The 16,713-nt window shown below is 40.0% G+C and carries 14 protein-coding genes; 9 read left to right on the top strand and 5 right to left on the bottom strand.

The window, feature by feature from the left end; translation table 11 throughout:
- Positions 1–71 precede the first annotated feature (71 nt).
- Positions 72–1,412, bottom strand: a complete 1,341-nt coding sequence (gene nox, locus HXT29_RS02800; RefSeq protein WP_421789354.1) for a H2O-forming NADH oxidase — start codon at positions 1,410–1,412, stop codon at positions 72–74.
- Between the two features lie 398 nt (positions 1,413–1,810).
- On the opposite strand from nox, the gene HXT29_RS02795 reads away from it, so the two are divergent.
- The gene (locus HXT29_RS02795) at positions 1,811–2,419 is read left to right on the top strand and encodes a pyroglutamyl-peptidase I (protein WP_064340260.1); all 609 of its coding nucleotides are present in this window, start codon (positions 1,811–1,813) and stop codon (positions 2,417–2,419) included.
- 71 nt (positions 2,420–2,490) lie between these two features.
- Here HXT29_RS02795 and HXT29_RS02790 read toward each other — a convergent pair whose 3' ends face one another.
- Positions 2,491–2,934: a type II toxin-antitoxin system HicB family antitoxin gene (locus tag HXT29_RS02790; RefSeq protein WP_422118233.1), complete on the bottom strand. Its 444-nt coding sequence runs from the start codon at positions 2,932–2,934 to the stop codon at positions 2,491–2,493.
- Between the two features lie 153 nt (positions 2,935–3,087).
- Here HXT29_RS02790 and HXT29_RS02785 point away from each other — a divergent pair, with 153 nt between their 5' ends.
- From HXT29_RS02785 to HXT29_RS02765, 5 genes are all read left to right on the top strand, one after another.
- Entirely contained in the window at positions 3,088–3,825 is a 738-nt protein-coding gene (locus HXT29_RS02785) for a hypothetical protein (protein WP_422118232.1), read from the top strand.
- Positions 3,815–6,439, top strand: coding sequence for an HAD-IC family P-type ATPase (locus HXT29_RS02780; protein ID WP_422118231.1), 2,625 nt, complete (start codon positions 3,815–3,817; stop codon positions 6,437–6,439). The genes HXT29_RS02785 and HXT29_RS02780 overlap by 11 nt, the downstream gene beginning before the upstream one ends.
- 85 nt (positions 6,440–6,524) lie before the next feature.
- Complete coding sequence (locus HXT29_RS02775; RefSeq protein WP_116442665.1) at positions 6,525–8,093, top strand: L-serine ammonia-lyase; 1,569 nt, start codon at positions 6,525–6,527, stop codon at positions 8,091–8,093.
- A 279-nt stretch (positions 8,094–8,372) separates the two neighbouring features.
- Positions 8,373–8,780, top strand: a complete 408-nt coding sequence (locus HXT29_RS02770; protein ID WP_116971448.1) for an FKBP-type peptidyl-prolyl cis-trans isomerase — start codon at positions 8,373–8,375, stop codon at positions 8,778–8,780.
- Positions 8,781–8,851: 71 nt separating this feature from the next.
- Positions 8,852–9,331: a GreA/GreB family elongation factor gene (locus tag HXT29_RS02765; RefSeq protein ID WP_004107146.1), complete on the top strand. Its 480-nt coding sequence runs from the start codon at positions 8,852–8,854 to the stop codon at positions 9,329–9,331.
- A 233-nt stretch (positions 9,332–9,564) separates the two neighbouring features.
- On the opposite strand, the gene lexA is transcribed toward HXT29_RS02765, so the two are convergent.
- Positions 9,565–10,239: a transcriptional repressor LexA gene (lexA, locus tag HXT29_RS02760; RefSeq protein WP_100066613.1), complete on the bottom strand. Its 675-nt coding sequence runs from the start codon at positions 10,237–10,239 to the stop codon at positions 9,565–9,567.
- Positions 10,240–10,456: 217 nt separating this feature from the next.
- Between lexA and HXT29_RS02755 the strand changes: the two genes are divergently transcribed.
- Both HXT29_RS02755 and nrdR read left to right on the top strand, forming a co-directional pair.
- On the top strand, positions 10,457–10,834 hold the full coding sequence (locus HXT29_RS02755; RefSeq protein WP_422118453.1) for a LysM peptidoglycan-binding domain-containing protein: 378 nt from the start codon (positions 10,457–10,459) through the stop codon (positions 10,832–10,834).
- A 232-nt stretch (positions 10,835–11,066) separates the two neighbouring features.
- The gene (nrdR, locus tag HXT29_RS02750; RefSeq protein ID WP_004119918.1) at positions 11,067–11,522 is read left to right on the top strand and encodes a transcriptional regulator NrdR; all 456 of its coding nucleotides are present in this window, start codon (positions 11,067–11,069) and stop codon (positions 11,520–11,522) included.
- Positions 11,523–11,583: 61 nt separating this feature from the next.
- On the opposite strand, the gene HXT29_RS02745 is transcribed toward nrdR, so the two are convergent.
- Complete coding sequence (locus tag HXT29_RS02745; protein WP_422118452.1) at positions 11,584–13,860, bottom strand: HelD family protein; 2,277 nt, start codon at positions 13,858–13,860, stop codon at positions 11,584–11,586.
- 112 nt (positions 13,861–13,972) lie between these two features.
- Positions 13,973–14,899, bottom strand: a complete 927-nt coding sequence (locus HXT29_RS02740; RefSeq protein ID WP_410294538.1) for a hemagglutinin — start codon at positions 14,897–14,899, stop codon at positions 13,973–13,975.
- Between the two features lie 250 nt (positions 14,900–15,149).
- Between HXT29_RS02740 and HXT29_RS02735 the strand changes: the two genes are divergently transcribed.
- Positions 15,150–16,607 carry an MFS transporter gene (locus HXT29_RS02735; RefSeq protein ID WP_004107137.1) on the top strand — a complete coding sequence of 486 codons (1,458 nt, stop codon included), beginning with the start codon at positions 15,150–15,152 and terminating at the stop codon, positions 16,605–16,607.
- The last annotated feature ends 106 nt before the right edge of the window (positions 16,608–16,713 follow it).

The raw sequence follows: 16,713 nt of genomic DNA, 5'->3' as shown, positions 1-16,713 counted from the left end.
TAATAAATGCGATTTAAGCTAATAGCAGAAGCTAATCGCAGAGATTAATCATCAAAGATTACAGATATTAATCATCCCTTCAACAAAGCAGTGTAAGCAGCCATCGTAATGTAGTTGTATGGCTGGTTGAAGTGAGGCATGAAGAAGATGTCGCACAAAGCAAGTTCCTTAATTGTGACTTTCTTCTGAATAGCCAGCGAGAACAGGTGAATTGCGGCAGACATATCGTAGTTAGAAGCCAATTGGCAACCAACAATAACCTTCGTATCCTTCTTGTAAACGATGCGAATCTTCACCTTTGGATTCTCAACTTCCATAAACGCAGGCTTTTGAGTATCCTCAAAATCAACGTAATCAACATCCATGCCCTCTTTTTGAGCGGCAGTTAAGCTCAAGCCGGTGCAAACAAGCTTGTAATCGTAGATCATCATTGCGCTAGAGCCTTGCACGCCCTCGGTTTCTACAGGAGTTCCGCAAACGTTGTGGCCTGCAATCAAGCCGCTTCGAACTGCGTTAGTAGCGAGCGCAATGTAGTTTACGCGGTCTCGAGCGTTGTCGTAGATTGTAGCGCAGTCGCCGATTGCGTACACGTCTGGATCGGAAGTTTGCTGCTTCTTGTCAACGAGGAAAGCGCCGTTAGCATACTGCTTTAAGTGATCTTTTCCGAGCGCAACGTTTGGGTGGAAGCCAATAGCGCAAATCACCATGTCTGCATCGTAAGTGCCTTTGCTTGTTTTAACAGCCTTGACTTCAGTGTCTCCAACAATTTCTTCAACAGTTTGACCAAGTTCAAACTTAATGCCTTTATCTTCCATAATTTGCTTCAAATTATCGGAAAACTCTGGGTCAAAGTAGCCGTTAAGAATATGGTCTTCCATGTCAATAAGAGTTACGTTCTTGCCAAGGCGCTTAAAAGCTTCTGCGAGTTCCACGCCAATGTAGCCTCCGCCAAGAACCACGACGTTACGGAAATCGCGCTCTTGAAGCTTAGCGATAACAGTTTGAGCGTTCTGGAAAAGCTTTACCATTTGCACGTTTTCCAAGTCGATGCCCTTAATGCGAGGCTTGTTTGGAAGGCTGCCGGTAGCAAGAACCAGCTTGTCGTAAGAATCGTGAATAACAGTGCCGTCTTTAAGCTCGACTGTTACTTCTTTCTTTGCGTAATCAATGTCTAAAACTTTACTTTCAAGATTTACCTTAGCGCCTTTTTTAACGAAATCTTCTGGCTTCTGATAGAACAGTCCGTCGCTGCTTTGAATTTGCTTGCCAATCCACAAAGCCATGCCGCAACCAAGGAAGGAAATATTACTATTCTGATCGTAAATGGTAAGCTCGTTTCCTGGGTAGCTCAAAATGGTGTTAGCGCAGGCAGTGCCGGCGTGATTTGCGCCAATCTGAATGATCTTCGTCATCGGTAATCTCTTTTCGTCGTTGAATCTAGTTTTAATTTTGTTTATTTCTGTTGAATTCTGCTGAAATTAATTTAATTCAGTTAATTTAATTTCGCTAAATTCTGTTGAAATTATTGTATGTGCTTCAACTGCTTTGTTTAATTCACGCTGCGGCGCGAATGCACATCCAATGCATAATACTATTACACGAATGCGAGTCTTACCAATTTTGATTTTGTGCGTGTTGTGGGGGGAGTTGTGTGGTTATTTCACAATCTGACTATCACTAATCTTTTCGCGAACATGAATTACATAGTAGAATCCTGAAGTTTGTATACAGTAGCATTCACATATGTACAGTTTTTTGTGATGCGTTTTAATGTTTTAATAAAGTGATATTCGTGTGAAGGGGTATTGTGATGCGTATTTTGATTACTGGTTTTACGCCGTTTAATAATGAGTCTATAAATCCGTCGTGGGAGATTGCACAATCAGTGCATGCGCCTGAGGGTGTGGAACTTGTTCGTTTGCAGATTCCTACGGAATTTAACAAGGGCGCGCGAAAAGTTATTGAGAAAATAGAGGAAGTTCAGCCGGATGCTGTGCTTTCATTAGGACAATTTGGTGGTTCTGCTTGTTTTAACGTTGAGTATGTTGGAATTAACTGTAGAGCTGCTCGCATACCAGATAATAGTGGGTATAAGCCTTGGTATGAGCCTGTTGAGCAGGATGGTGACGTGGCGTATAAAGCGACTTTGCCAGTTGTGAATATAGTTGAGGCTTTGAATAAGGCGAAATTGCCGGCGTCTGTGTCTTTTTCTGCGGGCGCGTACGTGTGCAATGACGTACTTTACAGTGTTTGTTATTATTGCCAGACTAGGAAATTGCCGATTAAGAGCGGTTTTATTCACGTTCCGTATTTGCCTGAGCAAGTTCTTGATAAGCCGAGTACGAGTTCTATGAGTTTAGCTGATATGCTTCGAGGTATTGAAGTTGCGCTGCAAGTAATTGCGGATGATTGCAAGTGATTGCAGATAAATCGCCAGCAAATCTTTAATTTGTAAGTAATTGCTAATAAATAATATGGAGTATTTATTTTCTACGCTCGCTCAAGCACGCGTTCAATAGCGTTATTTTGCGAAAGAAGATACACGCAATCCTGGTTCATGCTTATGCCTTCGGCTTGAGATTGCTCAGCCAACTGCCTGTGTAATTCTTTAGGAAGACGTAACTTGAATTGTCCGGAATAGTCATTTAATTCAGTGCGAGACGGCTCTTTTATGTTGATTTTGCTTTCAAGTGCTGCTTCAATCCAAGCGTGCTTAGCGTCTTGCGCATTTGCTGTTGCTTCTTGTTCGGAGTCTCCTGAACTTATGCATCCGGGCAAATCAGGGTAGTAGGACACAAATCCACCTTCATCCGGATCTTTCACAATTTCCAGCTTATACGGTAGTGACATGTAGTAGCTGAGTGTTTTATTTGTTAGTGTTTTGGCGTTGTTTTTATGAGTGATATTTTTGCTAGCTTTATTTGTTTTAGTCATATTTGATTTCATATTATGCTGATTTTTAAAAGTTTTATAAAAGTATAAGTGGTGTTATATGTGGTGTCAATGTGTTAATGTATTACAATTTGTAGAATTGCATGAAATACCCCAAAACCACCACTTATGTTGAAGGTGTGGTATAAAAGTCTTATGTTTTCTAAACGCGCTATTACCATTTTTGCGACTACTGTCGTAACTGCTTTAGCGCTGGGTGCGTTGAGTGCTTGCGAGCCGCAGGGTAAAGCTGTGGGGAATACTGGTCGCGTTGGAGACATAATTCACGACGGTGTGGATATTGACGATATTCATCTACTTGTAATTGGTTCAAAATTAGCTGCGCTTGATGACGAAGTTATGAAGCATTGTAAAACGTCAAAATTGAGTGCCTCTTATGTGCCGCTATCCAATGTTGCTAATCCTAACGAAGCTGCTCAGCAAGCTATTCGCGCTGCAAGCGAGCAACCTGTTTCATTAATACTTATAGACGCGCTCGACGTAACAGGCGTTGACGACCTGCATAATGCTAATAATCAACTTAATATAAAAGGGAATAACAAGCTTAATAACAGCACTCGCAATAAACAAAACGAAAGCAAAGCATGGATTTCTGCGCTGCAATACGCGCGTTACGCTGGAGTGCCAGTTGCGTTAATAAATCCTGTAAAAGCCCCAAAAGACGCAACTTTATACGCAGCTACTTTGTATTTTGATAGCGATGGGAGTGGAATTGGAAAAAATATTCATGAATCTTATTTATCAAAAAATAGCGAATCTTTAAACAATAAAAGCAAGGGATCAAAATTTGAGCGTTCGTCTTTGCTAAGCATCGTTCGAGCAATAATTGACAATACGCCACACAGCAGGGAAGTGATTATAAATGACAAATAACGAACAAAATGCAATAGCGTCTACAGAAAGCAGCAAAAATAACGCTATTGCGGTGCTTCCTAAAGTAGAAATTTCTGGTTTGAGTGACGAAGAGGTTGCGGAGGCAGTTTCTCGCGGAGATGTGAATATTACTTCTAAGCAGACTTCTCGTTCTTTAATGGATATTGTGCGCGCGAACGTGTTTACATTGTTTAACGCGATTATTTTCACAGCAATGGTTGTCGTGCTTGCCACGGGTTCGTGGAAGGATGCTGTTTTTGGTGTAGTAATTCTGGTAAACACTGGAATTGGCATTGTGACTGAGTTAAAAGCAAAGCGCACTTTGGATAGGCTTTCTATATTGATTGCCGCTCGCGCAATGGTGCGTAGAGGCGGAGAAAATATTGAGATTGCGCACAAAGATATTGTGCTTGGGGATGTTTTGTGGCTCAGAGCCGGCGAGCAGGTTCCAGCAGACGTAGAAGTGCTGGAATCGTGGGGATTGGAAATGGACGAGTCCATGCTCACAGGCGAATCTGCTACAGTTCGAAAAGCCCAAGGTGACGACGTTTATTCCGGATCTACTGCAGTTTCTGGAATGGCTTTAACGCGTGTTACTGCCGTAGGTGAGCACAGTTATGCTGCAAAATTGGCTGCGCAAGCGAAGGTTTATACCAAAACAATTTCCGACTTAAGTCGTGGAATTAATACGATTTTGAAGTATATGACGATGGTTGTGGTGCCTTTGTGTGTGCTGCTTGTGTGGTCGCAAATGCATAAGGTCGGCGGATTTGTTGAAGCTTGGCAGACTGGTGCTTGGAGGGGAGCTGTTGTCTCTGCTGTTGCAGGCGTTGTTGGCATGATTCCAGAAGGATTGGTTCTTCTTACTTCGCTTAATTTTGCGGTGGCTGCTATGCGACTTGCGCGTAAGCAAACGTTAGTTCAGGAGTTGGAATCTGTAGAAACTTTAGCGCGCGTAGACTGCTTGAACCTAGACAAAACTGGCACTATAACCGATGGTGGTATTGCATTCGTTGGTATAGAAAATCTAGATAATAGTAGTGTAGAAATATCTTTACAGACCAGCTTGCAAACTAATCAAGCTTTATTTGATTTATCTAATGAAGAAAATCCTAACGCAACAGGCGTTGCAATTATGCAAGGGCTTGATGCTCAAGGAGTTGCAGCTAGCGCGCATGTATCTAATCGTCTTCCATTCTCGTCTGCTAGAAAATGGAGCGCTGTGCAATATGTGCAAAGTAGTGGAGAGCGTGCAACTTGGTATATGGGTGCTCCGGAAGTGTTGCTAAGTGCGATTAATTATGCAAATTCTAATGAACTTTTAGCGAAAGTTAATTCTTATGCTGAGCAAGGCGAGCGCGTGCTGCTTCTTGCAAAAGTAAGTAGCGAAAGTAGTACTGTAAGTAGCGTCGATAGTAGCAGCTTAAGTAGCGTAACAGAAACAGATAAAACTTTTGGCGATTCTCCCACTATTTGCGCAAATGCTCAGCCTGTTGCTTTAGTTCGCTGCTCTGAGCGTATTCGTGAAGACGCTCGTAAAACTCTTTCGTGGTTCCGTGAGCAGGGTGTGCGCTGCCGAGTAATTTCAGGAGATAATCCTAGAACTGTTGCGGCTGTTGCTGCAAAAGTTGGCTTAACAGGAGATCGCAAGCCTGTTGCAATGGACGCTAGAAAACTGCCAGAAGATATTAACGAATTGGCTAAAGTGCTTGAAAATGTGGATGTGCTTGGACGTGTGCTTCCTCATCAAAAGAAAGCGATTGTTCAGGCGCTTCACACTCAAGGTCATGTGGTCGCTATGACTGGTGACGGCGTGAACGATACTTTGGCTCTTAAAGAAGCTGATTTGGGCGTTGCTATGGGCAATGCTGCTCCTGCTGCAAAAGCTGTAGCCCAAGTGGTTCTTGTCGATTCACGATTCTCGCATTTGCCTGATGTTGTTGCTCGCGGTAGACAAGTGATGGCAAATATGGAACGTGTGGCTGGCTTGTTCCTTGTAAAAACTGTTTATTCTGCGCTTATTTCTGCAGGAGTTGTGCTTCTAGCGTTGCACTTCCCGTATTTGCCTCGTCACATTACTTATATTGGTTCTTTAACTATTGGTATTCCAGCATTTTTGCTCGCTCTGGCGCCTAATACTCGTCGATATATTCCAGGATTCTTGAAGCGAGTTGTTCGTTTTGCTGTTCCTAGCGGATTTGCTATAGCTGCTTCTGTGCTCGCTACTGCTGTTATAGCTCCGCGAGTTTTGGGATTAAATCTTGACGATGTTGTTGCAAATAATTTGATAGCATCTCGTTTTATTGTTTCAAACGTGCAAGCTTTGGCAACTACTCGCAGTATTTGTTCCGTAATCGTATTTGTTCTCGGCATACTCGTGCTTGCAAGCGTCGCCAAGCCTTTGTGCTCGTGGAGAGGAATTATGGTTGCGCTATTTGCTGCAGCTGGAGTTGCTGGAGCTTTTATACCGTTTACTGCAAAGTTCTTCGAAATTCACGTGCCGACTGCAGGAAGTGCGTTTACGGTAATGCTTATAGCTGTTGTGTTAGCTGTAATCTTATGGTTTGCGTGTGTGAGTTTAGCAAACTTGTTATCTAAACAAAGTAAGAAGTGAACAATCTAACATATTTCTCATGTAATTAGTGTGTCGACGTGAGCTTAATAATGCTTACAATAGATACGTGTTTAGTATTTTAGAGATGTTTTCAGTTGGAGTTGGTCCTAGTTCTTCACATACAGTAGGTCCTATGCGAGCTGCATGCTCGTTTGTTTCATCGCTTAAAAAAAGTGGTAGTCTTGCAAACGTTGCACATGTAAGTGTGACTCTTTACGGATCGTTGTCTTTGACAGGTCTTGGTCATGGTACTGATCGTGCTTGCGTTGCAGGTCTTGAAGGAAATCTTCCAGATAATGTAGACACTGATCATATGCTTACTATTCGTCAGGAATGCAAAAAAACTGGCACTTTAACGCTCGCAGGTGAACATACTATTGCTTTTGATTACGATAAGGACGTAATTTTTGAAAAATGGATGCGAATGGTTGTTCATCCTAATGGAATGCGTTTTGTTGCAACTGATTCTGACGGAAATAAAATCGATGAGCAAGTTTGGTATTCAATTGGCGGCGGATTTATTCGTCAAGGGTGTGCAGATGATGCAATGGTTGGCTTGCATGAGCGTGTTACTGAGCAAGATGAAAATAATGCCAATAAGAATGGTGTAAGCGAGAATAATAGCGAAAGTAATAACGAAAGTAAGAACGAGAATAATAACGAAAGTAATAACGGAAATAATAACGAAAGTAATAACGGAAATAGTAGCGATAATGCTGCAAACTCCTCAAATCAAACAAAAGATTCCACTGTACCTTATCCTTTTACTTCATGCGACGAGCTTATAAATATTTGCCGAGAAAAGCATATGTCAATAAGCGATGTTGTGTGGCAAAACGAGCTTGCATTGCATGAAGGTGATGCCGACTACGTGCGCAACTATTTGCTGCATGTTTGGAAAGTTATGAGTAAATGTGTAGAAAACGGATGCAACTCAAAGCAACCGATTTTGCCAGGAGGTCTTGATGTGCCTCGTAGAGCTCCTCACATGTATGAGCGCTTAGCTGCAAATTCAGACATGCTTCGCAACAATCGTCGTCGTTCGGATGCTGCTTTAGAAAGTTCAGATTCTGCGTGGGTTAATCTTTTTGCGCTCGCTGTTAGTGAAGAGAATGCTGGTGGTGGGCGTATTGTTACTGCTCCAACGAATGGTTCTGCAGGAATTATTCCTGCAGTATTGCAGTATTATTGGCGATTTGTTGATTCTGCTGATGAAGACGGAGTTGTGCGATTCTTGCTTGCTGCAGGTGCTGTTGGTTACTTATTTAAGCGAAATGCTTCAATTTCTGGAGCTGAAGTTGGTTGTCAAGGAGAGGTTGGTTCTGCCTGTTCAATGGCTGCTGCAGGATTGTGCGAAGTGTTGGGAGGAACCCCGGAACAGGTTGAAAATGCTGCAGAAATCGGTATAGAACACCATTTGGGATTAACTTGCGATCCTGTAGGCGGTTTGGTACAAATTCCTTGTATTGAACGCAATGCTATGGCTGCAAATACTGCAATTAATGCCGTTCGAATGGCAATGCTTGGAGATGGCTCGCACATGGTAAGCCTTGACAAAGCGATTAAGACTATGAAAGAAACTGGTCATGACATGATGTCTAAATATCGCGAAACCTCAAAAGGCGGGCTAGCTGTAAACGTTGTTGAGTGCTAATTTGCTAATATTTTGCATTAATTCGCTGATATTTTGAGATTAATTTTTGCTAAGTTATACACAATGCGTATATTTCATGTACATACGTAACGTTTCAGTGCTAATCTAGGACAGGTTAATCTAGGAAGTGTTAGTCTAAACTGCATTTATTCGAATGTGCATTTACTTAAATGTACTATTTAAAATGCGCTGCTTTAGTAATGCAGGATGGTTAAAAGCTGTCTGTGTAGATGTTATACTGTTCAGATTATACTGTTTGGAGTTTGTAAAGGAGGAAATATGGCACAAGATATGCCAGAAGTGATTGCAGAATTTGGCACTACGCCAACGGTGACGTTCCCTGAATCTGAACCGCCAGCAGGTCTTAAAGTTGTTGAATTAGTTGAAGGTAATGGTCCTGTAGTTCGTGCCGGTGACACTGTAACTGTGAATTATCATGGTGTGGTTTGGGGTAGCGAAAAGCCATTTGATTCAAGCTTTGCTCGTCATACTCCAGCTAGTTTCGGTATTGGTGTCGGTCAAGTGATTCAGGGCTGGGATCGCACTGTTCCAGGTCATAATGTTGGATCTCGTTTGTTGATTTCTATTCCTCCAGAGTATGGTTATGGCTCTCGTGGCATACCTCAAGCCGGTATTGGCGGCGGAGACACTTTGGTATTTGTTGTTGATATTATTTCAACTCGTTGATAGAAGAGCGTGAATTTTATTTACGCGCGCATAGTTTTTATTTTTAGAGATTGTTGTATAAGGAGGTAGCAATGGCTGAAGAAAAAACTATTTTACTTACGCAGGAAGCGTATGACAAACTAAAAGAAGAGTTAGCGCATCGTGAAGGTGAGTATCGAGAAGAAATCACTGAGCGTATTGCTGCAGCTCGTGCTGAAGGCGATTTGTCTGAAAATGGTGGTTATCAGGCTGCTCGCGAGGAGCAAGGAAAGAATGAAGGTCGCATTAATGAGCTTATTGTGAAGCTTCGTAATGCGAAGATTCTTGAAGCTCCGAAGGATGGCACTGTTGGCAATGGTTCTTTGGTTACTCTTGAGCTAGCAGGTCGAGAAATGACTTATGTTCTTGGTTCTCGCGATATTGCTGTAGCTACAGATTATGACGTTATTAGCCCGGAATCTCCAATTGGAGCGGCTATTATGGGTGCTCATACTGGTGATACTGTTAGCTATGCGGCTCCAAATGGACGTGAAATTTCAGTGACAATTAAGGATTCACATCCACTTGCGTAAGTAAGTATTAATCTCCCCACCTAGTTCGTTTGTGAATAGGTGGGGAGATTTTTTTAGGGTTTGGGTTTTAAGTTTTAGGGTTTTAAGTTTCAAGTTTTGCGTTTTGCATTTTATAACTTGTTTTTTTTTTTATGGTTTGCAATTTATGTTCTCTGCTGCTTTAGCTCTATGAGCTAATGACAACTTACAACTTATTGTGTTAAATTCTATTGTTTGTTCAGCAGTTATATTTGTTAGATTTTTCGCAATACTGTAACAACTTTTCCCATAATAGTTGCGTGTGATCCGTCAATAGGAGAGTACGCCGGATTATGTGGAATAAGCCATACGTGACCATGGTCATTTCTGAAAGTTTTAACAGTTGCTTCGTTATCTAGCAGTGCTGCAACAATGTCTCCATTTACAGCCTCATGCTGCTCTCTAACTACTACATAATCGCCATCGCAAATAGCGGCGTCAATCATCGAATCGCCGTGTACTTCAAGCATAAAAAGATTTCCTGTACCTGTAAGACGTTCTGGCAATCGCATTACATCTTCAATATGCTGTTCTGCTGTTATTGGAGCTCCTGCTGCGATTCTTCCCACTAGAGGGACATCTCTAGAATTTATAACAGAATCAGATTCGTATGCGCTAATATTGGCAACTCTTGAAGAATTTTTATTAATTTTGTTGTTTGAATTGTTTTCAACAATTGAATTATCAAGAATTTCAATAGCGCGACCTTTATTTGCATTAATTCGCAAAATCCCTTTATCTTCAAGTGTTCGCAATTGATGTTTCACAGAAGATGGACTTCTAAGTCCAACTGCTTCTCCGATTTCGCGGAAAGAAGGAGGGAATCCATGAATTTTTATATTGTTTTGGATGGCATTGATAATATTGCGTTGGCGGTCAGTAAGTGACATTGCGTTAATATCGCTAGCATTAATGCCGTTGTTATCATTATTTGTGCCATCGTTATTCATGGTGCTCCTTTCGCTTTTACTATTTTAACGCACTTTCTTAGAAAAATCAAACATCTGTTCGACACGCCGTTGCAACTATCGAACAAATGTGTCATTATTAATACACCTGTTCGATAGAACAAATGTTCAGTCGATTAAGGAAGGAGAAAGGACAGTTATGAGTACGTCATTAATTAGAAGTGGCAGGGAAGCTAGAGTAGGTATGCAAGAAAATACTTATTTGATTCGTAAACGCTGCGTTTCTAATAAGCATGCGCGCAAAACTAGAGTTTTTCGTGTAGCTGTACTTTTGATGACAGCAATAACATTCTGTACATTGTTTATGCCAAAGACTGCTGTTTCTGCGATACCTGAAAGAGTTGTTACATATACAGTTCGTCCTGGAGATACGTTATGGAATTATGCTGCTACTATTACTCCTAAAAACGGTGATATATCAGATAATGTAGAGCGTTTAATGTCTTTAAATCATCTTTCTTCTGAAGATTTGGTAATCGGACAGTCTATTAATGTTCCATTAAATGATGCTCAATAGTTGATTGAGTGCAAATAGTATGAAATTGGGGGGAATATGAGAAGGGAAAATATTACTATATTTGAAATTGAAACTGATGAGATAAGTTTTACTGAAAATGATGATGTAATATTCAGTGTGTTTTATGGAGTATTTCGGATTATGGACAATAAAATCGTATAATATTCGGAAATATTTGAATAAAGTGAATAATATTATGTAGTTTTTCGCTATTTTTTAGTATGCTGAATATATGCATTGTCCTTTTTGTAAAAATTCTGATACGAAAGTTATAGATACTCGTATCAGCGAAGATGGTTACTCTATTCGCCGTAGACGTGAATGCCAAGTTTGTGGTAATCGATTTACTACAGTAGAAACAACTCAGTTGCTTGTAATGAAGCGTTCAGGCTCTATTGAACCTTTTGATCGAGCAAAAGTTGTTGCCGGTGTTAGCAAAGCATGTCAAGGACGCCCTATTAATGCTGAGGCATTAAAGACGATTGGTATGCGAGTAGAAGCTGATTTGCGAGCACGAGGTTTAGCGCAAGTTACATCTGAAGAAGTTGGCAAAGCTATTCTTAAGCCATTGCGTGAATTAGATGAAGTTGCATATCTTCGTTTTGCAAGTGTGTACCAAAACTTCACGGGTCTTGAAGATTTTGAACATGCCATTGAAGATTTGAAGCGCAGTAAAACAGAAGAATAATAATTTTATCGATTATTGTTACAGAATATCTATTCCCTGCGCTTTTGCATTATTTTGAGTTCTATTTCTCAAAATTTGCGTCATCTTTAGTGCGTATTATATGCAATTTTTGAGTTGGTCTAGTCATTGCAACATATAGATTGGCTGCAGCAGCTAGTCTAGATGCTGCTTCCTGCTCAATTTGAGAAGGTTGCAACACTATGACAGCGTCATATTCAAGACCTTTTACTTCCTCAGCTGTGCAAACGCCGCATTGGCAATCATCGGCATTTTGTTTGTTTAACTGATTCCATAATTTTTCAGGTAATGCATGTTCTAATGCTTGGTTTACAACCTTTTTAGCATGGCTAACCATGCTGTTAGGAGTAATGATTGCAATACGACCACTACCATCATCAGAGACAAATTTTTCGAATAGTTTTGTACAAGATTCTGCAAGTGCAGTATCGAGTTCATCTTGTGATTCAACCGTTTGTGATACAAGTGAATCAGGTACTGAGCGAACTGCATGAACAGTAGAAATGTATAATCCTGAATCTGTTGCAACCTTGCTTGCTGCTTCAGAAACTTCACTAGGATTTCGATAATTAATTGTTAACTCGTAAAGATCCCAATTTGGTTCTCCAAATAGAGAATTCATATTCTTCTGCCATCTGTGAGTTCCTCCGAGCGCAGAAGTCTGTGCAACATCGCCAACAATAGTAAAGGAGCGTGAAGGACAACGACGAATAAGCATTCTCCAATCCATTGCTGTGAGCTCTTGAGCTTCATCGACAACTACGTGACCATATGTCCACTCGCGGTCAGAAGCTGCTTTACGGGCAAGCATTCCTGCATCGTCGCCTTGCAGATTATCAAGAAGCATATCGGCGGTTACTATGCCATTTCCAATACCAGCTTGTGCTAGAGTGTCAGTTGCAAATTGCTGTTCTTCAAGTTTTTTTGCTTGTGCTGCAGATCTTTGAGCGTCAAGTTTTGGATCAGGACCAAGCAATTCCATAGCTTCATCAAGTAATGGAATATCAGAACGAGTAAGCGGGCTGCCTTTTGGTCTAGTAAGTGAGTTGATATCTTCGTTGCTTAACCAAGGTGCGTATGTGCGTAATTTGTCAGGTTTAGCAAAAAGTTGGTCAATAAGCCATTCTCCAGTCATAGGTAACCATGCAAGATTTAAAGTAATGCGCAGTTTATCGTCAAGACGAAGTTGAGAAGTTATATCGTTTAATTCAACTTGATCTGGAACATAATCAAGCTTTTCCAAATAACGATTTTTCAATATGCTGAGCACAGTTTTTATAAAAGTATTTCGCGCCTGGTTATGCGGCTGGTGAGTCCGTTGAGCATCTGATTGAGCTATCTCAATATCTTCTTTTAGAAGAGGAATACTAAATCCTCCAACATGAATTGTTGGAAGATTTTTAGGAACGCGAATACGAGCGGCAATTGCATTCGCAATAACTGTTCGCATACGATACATTCCTTTTAATTTTGCTGCGTATGGAGAATCTTCAGCTGTAGCACAAATTCCAGGAATTAAGTCGGAAATAGTTCTACTTACTACACCTGTTTCACCAAGAGAAGGGAGTACTTGATCAATATAACGCAAGAATGCCGAACTTGGACCAACAATAAGAACTCCTGAACGCTCAAGTTTGCGCCTGTGAGTGTACAACAAATAGGCTGCTCTGTGCAAAGCAACAGCTGTTTTTCCTGTGCCAGGACCTCCCTGTACAACAATAGTGTGATCAAGAGGAGCGCGAATAATTCGATCTTGTTCTGCTTGAATAGTGGCAACAATATCAGTCATTTTGCCGGTTCTGCGAGAACCTAAAGATGCGAGCAGTGCTCCTTCGCCAGTAAGAGTACCTTGTTGTGAAGCTTTTCCTATTTCATCAGAATGTATGTCAAGTACTTCATCTTCAACACCAATAACGTCTCTGAAACGGAGTGTAATATGACGACGCATAACAATATCGCCATGATGCGAAGGGGTTGCCTCATAAAAAGGTCGTGCAGCTTCAGCGCGCCAATCTGTAAGAATAGGATCATGGTTTTCGCTAAGCAAACCAATGCGACCAATGTATCGCCTAATGCCTTCTGTGTTATCAAGCCTTCCAAAAACAAGACGATCCTCAACAGCTCGTAATTGTGTAAGACGATCTTCGTACATGGTTGCGAATGAGTCGCGCTCTGTGCGCTGTGTTGGTGAACCGTGCGAACCTGACGCGCGCACAGCGTCTAAGCGTGCGCGAATAGTATTACGCAAATCGTCTAGACGGCTATAAGCTCGGTCAACAGCTTGTTGTTCTTCGCCAAGTTGTGAGGAATAGGTAGACATACGCATCCATTCTTCGTAAAATACCGCAACTAATTGTGCCAAAAATTAGACATTTAAGTATATCTCGATGCTTATACACCGAAATTGTATTTCTATGTTGATCTAACGAATATTATTTGCGAGGATCTCCGAACCATGCAGAGTAAATCAATGAAAAATTGCGATTTCCATATGCTGAGCACGAATTTCCTTCGCCGTATCCAGCTTTTAACGATTCTATATTTGGCTGATAAGGAGTATAGATATAAAGCAATGCAGTAGCCTTATTTTCGATATAAACATTGCTAGATCCGCATGATTTATTTGGCGAATATTGAATTGTGTTAATCGTGTTAGGGTGGTAGTTATATTGATCGTTATGAAGAAGATAATACCTATATCTTCTTGCGGAACCAATTACTTGTTTAAAGAATCCTGCAAAACGTGGGTTGCAATGAGAATCATCTGGACAATCTAATCCCATAGCTGATTTGTATTGGAAATCGCTAGGATCAGTGTCTGTTACAAGATGTTGTTCTTTTTGCAGCATTGTAAGTAATACTTGTTGACTGATATGACATGCTTTTGCTGATTTGTATATTATGTCTGCAGAAGATTCTTTGCTTACACCTTGATACTTTGAACATAGTGAATCGGCAGGAATAGTGTGAGTATTAAAGTACGCATTTTTTAAGCAATTTTTACCAGTGCATTTTGCTCCTTTTTTGCGTATAAAATTGCGTACTTCATCTTTACTCATTGCGTTATCGTCAAAAAATTGAGAATCAGAAATAATATTGCCTGGATTAAAATCAAAGCGTGACACAAGTTGTTCTTGTTTGTTGCGAAGATCAGAAACAGTCTGTTCCCAACGTATCCACTGAACAACAGGAATGATAATAGCAATGCCTATGACAGCAATAATAATGTTTCGTAAAATTTTATTGGAGTAAGACTTATGCTTTAAAGAACTGTTGTTTTTATTGTGATGAGCACCACTATTATGTTCACTATTTAGGTTGACATGAATAGAATCATGTTTCTTTCTTCTCTGCACCATGTTTCCTCCTACTTAGCTTGTTACATTATAAGTGATATGCGAATCATTTTATTATTGTGATTATTTTTTAAAATTGTTCCCAATTTTTATTGTTGATTGTAACTATCAAACTGTAGAATTATCCGATTGAGTAGCTACGCGCGAAGAATTTGTTGCGATTAACTTTAGATTGTTAGGGCAGATTGATTTATTTGCAGTAGTTTTCTGCACAAATGTTGGAATTATTAGGATGTGGCAGGAGAGTAAGATAATGATGATTGGAACTAAACGAATTGATTGTTCTTCTATGGATCCTTATGATGACCCAGAAATGCGCAATAAGGTTGCTGTTCGTGCGTTAATACTACTGCTTATTACATTTATTATTAGCACGTTGTGCTTGCAAGGATTCAACCTTGTTTATAAACAAGTTGGTATAGATGTGAAAGCTGTTGATCAAGCGCCTCTTATAACAGGTTTACCTGGCATTATTTTAGGAATCGTATGCTTTATTTACGGTTCTTTAGGCGACTTTGTGTCATTAAAAAAGCTAGTAACCATTGGATTAACGTCTTTGTTTATAGGCTCAGTTTTTGGATTTGTAGCTAATTCTTGTTTTGAGCCAAATTTGTGGACAGTTATTGCTGCTCGTATTATGCAAACAACTGGTGAACAAGTAGCAGGTTCATCATTCTTAGTAATTGCAACAAAATATTTGCGAAATGATTTGAAAGTTATCTTCTTCGGATTATTTACAGCATCGTACCAGCTTTCTGCATGTATTGGAGTGTTTTCAGCAGGATTGTTAAGCTCTATTGCTTGGCAATATTTATTCTTAATTCCAGCATTAACTATTCTAATATTGCCGGCATTATTGCATTATTTACCAACAAAAAACGGCAATGGTAAAAAAATTGATGTTGTTGGTTTTACAGTCTTTGGATTTGCTGTTGCATCTCTTACATTGTTCATTTCATACAGAAACTTGTTGATGCTTATTTCAGCAATTATATTGTTTATAATTTTTGGTATTTACATTAGTAAAGCTAAAGAGCCGTTCGTTACGCCAGCTTTCTTTAAGAATATTCGTTGGCTTTCTGGCATAATTTTGATGGGCATAATATACTTCACGAATTATTGCATAAGTCCACTGTTCAATAGAGTTGGAAAAACTTTGTATAATATGACTACTTCACAAGTAGCTTCTTATTTAGTTTGGGCTTTTATTGTTGCTGCAATATTCGGTTCATGCTCAGGCTTAATAATTAGTCGTATAGGAAGAAAAACAGGTTTATTATTAGCAATATTGTTTATACTTTGCGGATGGATTGGTATTGCAGTATTAATAAATTCTGGATTCTTGGCTATAGCTTTGTGTGCATGCATTTATTATGCAGGTTGTGGAATGGTGTATTCTCCACTGGCCTCAACAATTCTTTCATCTCTTCCAGTTGAAGAATCTGGCAGAGGGTGCGGAATGAATGATTTAGCTATTAGTGTTTCTGCGTCTGTTGGTGTAGTAATTTTTGACGGAATATTAGATAAAAACATGTTGAGTGGGGATTCTATAACCGGTGCTTCTGGTATTTCGTCTGGATTTGCAAACATATCTCTTATGTGTGCTGCTGTTGCATTATTAGGAATTATCGTATTTACATTCAGAAACTTTATCACTAAAGAAAGCAATGCAATCGAAGTAGACGAAGATCAAGAACAAGACCAAAAATAATAGTGAAAGCAAAAGCAATAGAATTATAATTGGCAATAACTTAGCAACTGTGCAAATAAAGTTTGTTTGCAACGTTATGAGCAATATTGTTTACAACATTGCAAGC

This window comes from Gardnerella sp. DNF00550 (assembly GCF_049262685.1).
Classification (GTDB): Bacteria; Actinomycetota; Actinomycetes; order Actinomycetales; family Bifidobacteriaceae; genus Bifidobacterium; species Bifidobacterium leopoldii.
Note: the sequence above shows the minus strand (reverse complement) of the source record. Positions and strands in the feature narration are given on the sequence as shown.